The organism is Mesorhizobium sp. M6A.T.Ce.TU.002.03.1.1 (genome assembly GCF_003997275.1).
GTDB lineage: Bacteria > Pseudomonadota > Alphaproteobacteria > Rhizobiales > Rhizobiaceae > Mesorhizobium > Mesorhizobium mediterraneum.
The window spans coordinates 1-8,626 of record NZ_RZTI01000188.1 but is presented as its reverse complement, the minus strand read 5'-3'; the positions used below and the strand labels follow the sequence as shown (position 1 = coordinate 8,626).

Here is an 8,626-nt window from a genome sequence, read left to right as displayed (position 1 = left end):
ACAGTGAGGTGCGGGCAGCGCTCTATGCCATGCATCGCGCCGACCGCAATCCGAAACCGGCGGCGGCTTGGCTGATCTACGAGTTCAAGCGCCAGCTTGGCTGCTTCAACGAGCTTGAGCCGGGCCAGCTGCCTGAGGAAGAGCTGGAGACAGTCCGTCGATAAGGGCGACAAGCACCTCGCGATAGGGGCCGGTTTCGGCGCCTGCTTCGACCGCAAGAGCAGCACGGTCGAAGGCGGCGGCGAGTAGCGCGGTCAGCGCTTCCACCGGCAACCTCACCATGGTCTGCGCGCGCATTGCCGCCACAAGGCCCTCGCGAAGCGAGCGGTTGCCGTGGCGGTTGTCGATTTCGTCCATTGCGGCGCGGCCGAGCACGGCCGGTCCGTCGAGCAGCAGCAGCCGGGTGCGGCCAGGTGCGCGCATGGCGGCAAGGTAGGCATCCGAACCAGCGATCAGCGCATCGCGGGCAAACAGCGAGGGCGGTGAGGCGCGCTCGATCTCTTGCGCCACAGCAGCCGCCTCCTGCTCGACCACCGCGGCAAACAGCGCCTGCTTGTCGGCAAAGTGATGATAGAGAGCGCCGCGCGTGACGCCGGCCGCAGCCACGATCTCCGGCGTGCCGGTCTCTGCATAGGACTTTTCGGTGAACAGCTTTCGCGCCGCGGCGATCAGGTCGGCGCGCGTCGCTTCGGTGCGATCGCGGTTGGAGCGGCGCGCGGATTCCTGTTGCATACATGCAGCCTGTATGTTAATTCAACTTACATGCAGACTGTATGTTATTTGACGGGAGAAGGAAAGATGAAGACGACGAGCTATTATCCAGTGCTGATGACGGGCGACGTTGCCGGCACGAAAGCCTTCTATATCAAGCACTTCAGCTTCAAGCCGCTGTTCGAGAGCGACTGGTACGTGCATCTGCAATCCGCCGAGGATCGCCGCGTCAATCTCGGCATCGTCCAGGGCGATCACGAAACGATCCCGGAAGAAGGGCGCGGCCGTACCTCCGGCCTGCTGATCAATTTCGAAGTCAGAGACCCGGATGCAGTCTACGAGCGGATCCTTGCTGCCGGCCTGCCGATCCTGCGAACGCTCCGCGACGAACCCTTCGGCCAGCGCCATTTTATCACCAGAGATCCCAATGGCGTGCTGATCGACGTGATCAAGCCGATCCCGCCGAGCGCGGAGTTTCTGGAGCAGTTTGTTGAAGGGGCGGCGGGCTAAGCGGGATAGCTGCTGGCAGGAACTGTCTGTAGATGTGACGTGAAGGCTCCAGCCGCGTGGCCGGTCATGTCTTTGCGGTCTATGCTGAGGCTCGTCAGCCTTGGACCTATTCCATGCGTGAAATCTGCCTTGTCCGCGCACCCTCAAACCTTGGCCTCCGCCCACTGCGGCCAGGTCATACACCGGGGACGTGGCGTGCGCCGCAGGCGTTGACCGAAGCTGGCTTGATCGAGACGCTTTCGCCCCTCAAAGTGGTTGATCTTGATCGGCCCGCCTATAGCACGGAGCCGCAGCCGGGCACCCGGCTGCGCAACGGCAACGCGATACGCAGTTTCAATCTCGGCCTCGCCGAAGTTGTTGCCGGCGCGCTGGGGCGAGGCGAGTTCCCGCTGGTCGTCGGCGGCGACTGCGCGGTCCTGCTCGGCGCACTGGCTGCTGCACGGCGATCCGGTCCGCTGGCATTGGTCCATGTCGACGGCCACAGCGATTTCCGCCATCCGGGCAACTACGACATCAACGCTTCGCTCGGCTCGGCCGCCGGCATGGACCTTGCGCTCGCCACCGGACGTGGCGAGCCGCTGCTGACCGACTGGCCTGATATCGCAAGCCCGCTTGTTGCGGACGAACATGTGATTCAGATCGGCGAACGCGAGAACCGCAACCCCGACTTCGCCTGGCCGGACATCAATTCGACCGCGATGACGCTGATCGACGTCTTTGCGGTGCGAGAGCTTGGCGCGGCAAAGGTTCTGGAAAAGACCTGGACCACGCTGGCGCGAAGCGGCTGGCTCTATTGGCTGCATTTTGACGTCGATGCGCTCGATCAGACAGTGATGCCGGCGGTGGATTCACCAGGCAGCCCCGGCATCGATCCCGACGATCTCGTCGCCATCCTCGCGGCGCTGGTAGCGAATCCGCGCTGCACCGGAATGGATATGACCATTTTCGATCCGGACCTCGATCCGACCGGCGAACTGGCCGTGCTGCTGGTTTCGCTGCTCGGCCGGATCTTTGCACCGCGTTAGAGCGACGTGCGTCCACTTGGACGCACAAAGCACGCTCTAACACATTGAATCTGCGCATCGTGCTTTCCGGAAATCGATTTCGATTTTCGAGCCGATGCGGTAGTCAGTTTCGCGCCACCGGCGTCACCGTGACCTGAGTGATGCCGGAGCGGCGCACCACCGTGCACAGTGTCTCGCGGCCGATGCGCTCGGCATCGAGAATGCGCACCAGATCGTCGACGCCGGTGACCGGGCGTCCGTCGATGACGGCGATGATGTCGCCTTCCCTGAGGCCGGCCTTGGCCGCCGGGCTGTTCGCCTCGACGCTGCGCAGGCGCACGGCCGTGCTGCTCGACACTTGCGACAGGAGTGCCGCGCGCCGCGGCAGGTTTGCCGTGTCGGCCGAGACGCCGATGAAGGCGCGGCGCACGCGGCCGAAGCGGATGATCTCCGAAATGACGAAATTGGCGGTGTTGGAGGCAACCGCGAAGGCGATGCCTTGCGCGCCATGGATCATGGCGGTGTTGACGCCGATGACCTCGCCCGCCGACGACACCAGCGGTCCGCCTGAGTTGCCGGGGTTGAGTGCTGCGTCGGTCTGGATGACGTCGTCGATCAGCCGGCCGGTGGAGGCACGCATCGAGCGGCCGAGCGCCGAGACGACGCCTGATGTGACGGTCCATTCGAAGCCGAGCGGGTTGCCGATGGCAATGGCGATCTGGCCGCGCCGCAGGCGCTTGGAATCGCCGAGCGGCGCGATGTCGGCAAAGCTGCCGTCGGCACGCACCAGCGCGATGTCGGTATCGGGGTCGCGGCCGAGAACACGGCCTTCCCTGGATGCACCGTCCGGCATGGTGACGCGGACGGTGCGGGCATCGCCGACCACGTGGAAGTTGGTGACGACCAGCCCGTCGGGCGTGATAACGAAGCCGGAGCCTTGGCCGCCGGCACCACCGATGCGTTCGATACGGCAGACGGCGGGGCCGATGCGGTCCACAGCATCGGCAACCGTTGCCGAATAATCATCGAGCAGCGCATCGTCGAATTGCAATTGCTGGGCGGGGAGGGACATGGCAGGGCTCCGTGTCTTTAGAGCAAGATGAAGGATGCCTATATGTGCGGAGCGGCCGGATCGGTCGCGACCTGACCAGATGGCCAGTCCAACGCCCAACTAGCCGTCAGGCGAGTACCGGCGAATGCGCTGCCAAGCGATATCTGGGGTAGAGCGACGAGCGTCCATTGGACGCTCAAAGTACGCTCTAAGATTTTGAGTTCTCGCATCGTGCTTTCCGAAAATCGATTCCGATTTTCGGGCCGATGCGATAAAAACCCAGGAGACCATCATGAGCGACTTCAATCTGAGCGCATTTTCCGACGCCATCGCCGATATCGCCGCCGCAGCGGCGCCGGTGACGGCGAGCTTCGCCACGCATCAGCATCGCACGGCGACCGCCTTCCATTGGCGCGACGGCTATTTTGTCACTGCCGAGGAGGCGGTGGAGGCCGGCGAAGAGATCGAGCTGACGCTTTTTTCGGGCGACAAGGTGAAGGTTGAGCTGGTCGGCCGCGATCCGTCCACTGGCACCACACTTCTGAAGCCGACCGGCGCGCCGGACGTGCCGCCGTTGGCCAAGGCAGGCTCGGTGCGGCCGGGTAATCTGGCCATCGCGGTCGGCAATAGCGACGGTGCGACGCTCGCCGCATTCGGCACGGTCGGTGAGGTCGGTCCGGCCTGGCGCTCAATGCGCGGCGGCACGATCGACCGGCGCATCAATCTGGCCGTCAATGCCGGCGGCCGTTTCGAGGGCGGCCCGGTGCTCGACGCCAAGGGCGCACTGATCGGCATGCTCCTGTTCGGGCCGCGCCGGCGGGCGTTGGTCATGCCTTACGAGACGATCGAACGGGCAGTTGCGACGCTGCGCGAGAAGGGCCATGTCGCGCGCGGCTATCTCGGCGCCGGCCTGCACCCGATCCGCAGCGGCGACTCGCATGGCGCCATGGTGATGAGCCTCGACGACAATGGCCCGGCAAAAGCCGCCGGCCTGCATCTCGGCGACATCATCGTGTCGTGGAACGGCGAGGCGGTGCATGGTCCGCGCGAGCTGATCCACAGGCTCGGGCCGGACAGCGCCGGCGCGTCGGTGACGCTCGGCGTGGTGCGCGGCGGCGAACAGCGCGATGTCGTGCTGACCATCGGCGAAAAGCCGCTGAGCTGAGAGGATCGATGGCTGTTGAGGCGATCATAAGGGACAGGACCGCGGATGGCGTGGTGGCGGAGCGGCGGCTAACCGTGCTGATCGCGCTTGGCGATGCGGCGCATGCCGAGCACCTGTCTTCCGCGCTCGCCGCGAGCGGGGATCTGCTGCCTGTCACGGCCGGCAGCAGCGATGGCGGCGAGCGAGCGGACGTCGCTGTCGTCGACGAGCGGAACCTGCAAGGCCTGGCCATCGATCCCGCCATACCTCGGGTGCTGCTGTCCCGGCGGACCGGCCACGAGCCGACAGACGACAATCTTTTCGCCGTCCTGCCGCCGGCGGCTGACGACCTGTTGGTTGCCGCTGCCGTCCGGCTTGCCGCTGCGGGTTACAGGATTTCAGGCGGCGGCCGCCGCGTGCCTGGCCGGCATGATGATGATTTCGCGTTCCATGACGGCGACCCGTTGGACGAGGAGCCGGTCGACGATGGAGCCGCCAGGCCGGCGCTTTCTCCGCGCGAGAGCGAAGTGCTGGCACTGCTGGCCGAGGGCGCGCCCAACAAGGTGATCGCGCGGCGCTTGAATATCTCCGTGCATACGGCGAAGTTCCACGTCGCGGCGATCCTGATCAAGCTCGGTGCGGCCAACCGCACTGACGCGATCGCCATCGCCATGCGGCAAGGCTTGGTGCTGGTGTGACGATGGACTACACAGCCGGTTCGATATCCGTCAGCCGGAAATCGTCGCCTTTGAACAGCAACGGCATGGCTTCGAGGCGAGCCGTGGCATAGGAGATGCAGTCGCCGAAGTTGAGAGCGGCCGGATGCCGGCCCTTGCCATAGCGCAGAAAGGCCTGACGGGCGACGGCTGCGTGGTCGGCGGTGAAGGCGATCGTCTCGATCGAGGCCACGCGCAGGAAGGAGTCGAGGCGATCAAGAATTTCATCCTGCCAGCCGCCGGCGAGAACCATCGTCGTTTCAAGAAACGTTGGTGCGGCCAACAGCCGCCTTTTGGCCTGTGCGATGGCCAGCACGAAACGCTCGTGATCAGGCTCCGCGCGCAGAACGGCGACAAGGGCCGAGGAATCGATGATCATTTCGTCGGGATCCCGAACTCGTCGTAACCGAGGACTTCGTCGTCGGTCATTGCATTTTCTCGTTTGGGGATTTTTCCCGCACTGTCGGAAATCGCCATCAATCGCTGAAAAAGGTCGTCGGCCTCGTCGCGCGGCACAAGCCGCTCGCGCGCAACTTCGCGCTCGAGGCTTTGGCGGATCGCTTCCGTCACCGACACGCGACGGCGGCGGGCAAGTTCCCGCGCCAATTGCTCGACTTCCGTGTTCTTGATCGACAGGGCCATTCTATATTCCACCTCTTTCTACAGAATATATACTCTCCGCTGTTGAGTCCATGGATTCGTCGCGCCTCCGAAGCGTCACCATCCCTCGATGATCCCCGCTCTTGTATCCTGCGACTGCGCGAGCAAGGATCGCTACCAACAGATTTGCAAGGGAGGCGGAAGGATATGTCGCTCAAGGGAAAGACGCTGTTCATCTCCGGCGGGTCGCGCGGCATCGGGCTGGCGATCGCGCTGCGCGCTGCGCGCGACGGCGCCAATGTGACGATCGCGGCCAAGACCGCCGAACCGCACCCGAAGCTGCCGGGCACCATCTATACGGCGGCGCAAGAGATCGAGCAGGCCGGTGGCAAGGCGCTGCCGGCATTATGCGACATACGCGAGGAGGAGCAGGTGGCCGAGGCGGTCGCCCGGACCGTCGAAAAATTCGGCGGCATCGACATCTGCATTAACAATGCCAGCGCCATCCAGCTTACCGGCACGCTGGAAACCGACATGAAGCGCTACGATCTGATGCACCAGATCAACACGCGCGGCACGTTTCTGGTTTCCAAAATGTGCATTCCGCACCTGAAGTTGGCTGCCAATCCTCACATCTTGAATCTGGCGCCGCCGCTCGACGTGAAGGCCAAATGGTTCAAGAACCATGTCGCCTATACGATGGCCAAATTCGGCATGTCGATGTGCACGCTGGGCATGAGCGCGGAGTTCGCTCGGGACGGCATCGCCGTCAATTCGCTGTGGCCGATCTCGACGATCGATACGGCAGCGGTGCGCAATCTCCTGGGCGGGGCGACGGTGGCAGCGATGAGCCGTTCGCCCGACATCATGGCCGATGCCGCGCATGCGATCCTGCTTAGGCCGTCGCGCGAGGCGACCGGCAATTTCTACATCGACGAGGAGGTGCTGCGCGCCGAAGGCGTCAGCGATTTTTCGATCTATGCCCCTGATGCGACAGGTCCGCTCGCCGGTGACTTCTTCGTGCCCGACGAGGTGTTTGCCAATTCGGAAACCAACATCAAAAGTATCTACTGACGGGCACCGGGCGCCGCTCTCACTCCTCGGCCTTGTTGGCTTTGAGGCGGAGGGCCACCGTGAGGAATTATCTGGGCCTCGCAAGGCTTCAGTTCAACACCGAGCCCGAAACGAAAACCCCGCCGGGGAGGGGACACCGGCGGGGCTCATGTGTCCCGCTGGAGTCGGGACAGGGCAGGGAAGCCCTATACAGAATCTGGGGTGGACGACCTCGCGATTCAATCCCTGGTCAAAATCGCGACCTACATTCTCCTTTACCCTCGGCTCATTCCCGGAAATCGCCCATCCCGGTGAAACCGGGGTGGGCTACGTCTTCCCGTATAGATTCCAGAAACCAGTTCAGGTTTCTGGAATCGTTGCTTTAAAGTTGGCCATGGTCTTTCCGAAAACCGGTTTCCACTTTTAGGGACCATGGCCTAATTCGCGCTAGCGACCGGCGCCACCAGCGAGGTGATGCGGCGGATGGCGACGCGACGGTTCTCGCGATTAGGCTCCGACGTGTTGACCTTGAGATACTCCTCGCCATAGCCCTGTGTCGTCAGGTTCTCCGGCGGGATGCTGAAGGCATTGGTCAAGGCTTCGGCGACAGCCTCCGCGCGACGGTCGGATAGAGCGAGGTTCGCCTCCGGCCTGCCGACGGCATCGGTATGGCCTTCGATCAGGAAGGTTTCCGCCGGGTTCTTCTCGAGCAGCTTCTCCATCGCGCTGGCGACGCCTTCCAGTTTCTGCACCTCGGTTTCGGGGATCGAGGCTGAGCCGAATTCGAAGTTCAGCGTGTCGAGGTCGATGCGGCGGGCGATGTCGCGCACGCGGGCCGAGCGCTTGACCTCGTCGATCGAGTAGAGGCGCTGCACCCGCTCCACCGGCGGCTGTTCGAGGAAGGTATAGTAGTCGCCCGGATCCTCGATGTCTTCGGCGTCCAAAATGTACTCCTCGCGCGGAATGTCGATCCGAATCGGCGGCAGGTCGTCGCCCGGATCGCGCCAGTCGCTATCGTCGTCATAGTACCGCTCGTCGACATAGCTCAGCACATATTCGCGTCCGTCGGGCGCGATGCGTGAACGCTGGATGACGTCGCCGTAGCGGTTGCGGATGGTGACGATCTGGATTCCATTGTCACGCTCGACGATTTCCCGGGTGCGATCGCCCGACAGCTCCTCATAGTAGACGTTCCTCGCGCCACGGTGCATGCGCGGGGCATCGTCGCTTTCCACGATCGTCTGGTTGTTGAACTGGAGGATAACGCGGTCGCCGAGTTCCCTGACGACGTCGACCCCGCGCGGGCGTGGACGGCGGCGAATGTCCTCATCGTCGGGCGCACGCTCAACGCGTTTGCCCTTTTCCTCCGTCACCGGAACCATCCTCTCAAGCTTGAGCTCCTGCTGGGCCGCCCTGTCGTCGGTGGGCGGCGGTCCCTGGTCGACGGGAGCCGGCTTCGGGGCTTCCGCCTGCTCGCCGTTCTGCTGGGTGGGCTGACCGCCCGCGTCCTGGCCGCCCGTCTCTTGCGCGTTGTCCCTGCCGCCTCTGCGCTTGCGCACGGCATCCTTCTGGCTGTCGAACACGGGAGCCTCGCCCTGGGCCGGACCTTCCCCTTCGGCGGGCGCGGCCTGTTCGCCCTCGGCGGGCTGCTCGCCGGTTGTGGGCTGCTCTCCCGTCACCGGCTGTTCGCCGATAGGCTTCTTGCCGCGCTTTCTGGCTTGGTCCAAAGGCTGTTCGCCCTCGGCAGGAGCCGCTTGCCGGTCGGTTGGAGTGGGAAGCGGCTCGGCCTGCGGGGCAGGCTCGCCGGCGGGGGTTTCCTTCTTGGCCGGCTGTTCGG

Annotated in this window: 10 protein-coding genes and 1 pseudogene; 6 read left to right on the top strand and 5 right to left on the bottom strand. The window is 64.1% G+C overall.

Annotated features, from left to right (window positions below):
- Nucleotides 1-164 (top strand): annotated as a pseudogene (locus tag EOC93_RS35150) (LysR family transcriptional regulator); the annotation flags it as partial.
- Here the strand turns inward: EOC93_RS35150 and EOC93_RS31145 are convergent.
- Nucleotides 106-732 (bottom strand): TetR/AcrR family transcriptional regulator, encoded by a 627-nt coding sequence (locus EOC93_RS31145; RefSeq protein ID WP_127206537.1) that lies wholly within the window; start codon nt 730-732, stop codon nt 106-108. The pseudogene EOC93_RS35150 and the gene EOC93_RS31145 overlap by 59 nt on opposite strands.
- Nucleotides 733-798: 66 nt before the next feature.
- Here EOC93_RS31145 and EOC93_RS31140 point away from each other — a divergent pair, with 66 nt between their 5' ends.
- Nucleotides 799-1,221: a VOC family protein gene (locus EOC93_RS31140; RefSeq protein ID WP_126105364.1), complete on the top strand. Its 423-nt coding sequence runs from the start codon at nt 799-801 to the stop codon at nt 1,219-1,221.
- A 113-nt stretch (nt 1,222-1,334) separates the two neighbouring features.
- Nucleotides 1,335-2,246 (top strand): arginase family protein, encoded by a 912-nt coding sequence (locus EOC93_RS31135; protein WP_206532292.1) that lies wholly within the window; start codon nt 1,335-1,337, stop codon nt 2,244-2,246.
- 103 nt (nt 2,247-2,349) lie between these two features.
- Here EOC93_RS31135 and EOC93_RS31130 read toward each other — a convergent pair whose 3' ends face one another.
- On the bottom strand, nt 2,350-3,297 hold the full coding sequence (locus tag EOC93_RS31130; RefSeq protein ID WP_127206536.1) for a trypsin-like peptidase domain-containing protein: 948 nt from the start codon (nt 3,295-3,297) through the stop codon (nt 2,350-2,352).
- A 271-nt stretch (nt 3,298-3,568) separates the two neighbouring features.
- Here EOC93_RS31130 and EOC93_RS31120 point away from each other — a divergent pair, with 271 nt between their 5' ends.
- Together EOC93_RS31120 and EOC93_RS31115 are read left to right on the top strand one after the other, a co-directional pair.
- The gene (locus tag EOC93_RS31120) at nt 3,569-4,441 is read left to right on the top strand and encodes a S1C family serine protease (protein ID WP_127206535.1); all 873 of its coding nucleotides are present in this window, start codon (nt 3,569-3,571) and stop codon (nt 4,439-4,441) included.
- Nucleotides 4,442-4,449: 8 nt separating this feature from the next.
- Entirely contained in the window at nt 4,450-5,118 is a 669-nt protein-coding gene (locus tag EOC93_RS31115) for a response regulator transcription factor (RefSeq protein WP_126105367.1), read from the top strand.
- A 7-nt stretch (nt 5,119-5,125) separates the two neighbouring features.
- Here EOC93_RS31115 and EOC93_RS31110 read toward each other — a convergent pair whose 3' ends face one another.
- Nucleotides 5,126-5,515, bottom strand: a complete 390-nt coding sequence (locus EOC93_RS31110) for a type II toxin-antitoxin system VapC family toxin (RefSeq protein WP_095488954.1) — start codon at nt 5,513-5,515, stop codon at nt 5,126-5,128.
- Nucleotides 5,512-5,778, bottom strand: a complete 267-nt coding sequence (locus EOC93_RS31105) for a type II toxin-antitoxin system VapB family antitoxin (RefSeq protein WP_095488955.1) — start codon at nt 5,776-5,778, stop codon at nt 5,512-5,514. The genes EOC93_RS31110 and EOC93_RS31105 overlap by 4 nt, the downstream gene beginning before the upstream one ends.
- 165 nt (nt 5,779-5,943) lie before the next feature.
- Between EOC93_RS31105 and EOC93_RS31100 the strand changes: the two genes are divergently transcribed.
- Entirely contained in the window at nt 5,944-6,810 is an 867-nt protein-coding gene (locus tag EOC93_RS31100) for an NAD(P)-dependent oxidoreductase (protein ID WP_126105369.1), read from the top strand.
- Nucleotides 6,811-7,226: 416 nt separating this feature from the next.
- On the opposite strand, the gene EOC93_RS31095 is transcribed toward EOC93_RS31100, so the two are convergent.
- A partial coding sequence (locus tag EOC93_RS31095; RefSeq protein WP_245461591.1) for an OmpA family protein occupies nt 7,227-8,626 on the bottom strand: 1,400 nt, incomplete at its 5' end.

What these genes read in the sequence shown, in the direction of transcription:
- EOC93_RS31145 (WP_127206537.1), bottom strand. Translation starts at nt 732, where the DNA reads ATGCAACAGGAATCCGCGCGCCGCTCCAACCGCGATCGCACCGAAGCG.
- EOC93_RS31140 (WP_126105364.1), top strand. Translation starts at nt 799, where the DNA reads ATGAAGACGACGAGCTATTATCCAGTGCTGATGACGGGCGACGTTGCC.
- EOC93_RS31135 (WP_206532292.1), top strand. Translation starts at nt 1,335, where the DNA reads ATGCGTGAAATCTGCCTTGTCCGCGCACCCTCAAACCTTGGCCTCCGC.
- EOC93_RS31130 (WP_127206536.1), bottom strand. Translation starts at nt 3,297, where the DNA reads ATGTCCCTCCCCGCCCAGCAATTGCAATTCGACGATGCGCTGCTCGAT.
- EOC93_RS31120 (WP_127206535.1), top strand. Translation starts at nt 3,569, where the DNA reads ATGAGCGACTTCAATCTGAGCGCATTTTCCGACGCCATCGCCGATATC.
- EOC93_RS31115 (WP_126105367.1), top strand. Translation starts at nt 4,450, where the DNA reads ATGGCTGTTGAGGCGATCATAAGGGACAGGACCGCGGATGGCGTGGTG.
- EOC93_RS31110 (WP_095488954.1), bottom strand. Translation starts at nt 5,515, where the DNA reads ATGATCATCGATTCCTCGGCCCTTGTCGCCGTTCTGCGCGCGGAGCCT.
- EOC93_RS31105 (WP_095488955.1), bottom strand. Translation starts at nt 5,778, where the DNA reads ATGGCCCTGTCGATCAAGAACACGGAAGTCGAGCAATTGGCGCGGGAA.
- EOC93_RS31100 (WP_126105369.1), top strand. Translation starts at nt 5,944, where the DNA reads ATGTCGCTCAAGGGAAAGACGCTGTTCATCTCCGGCGGGTCGCGCGGC.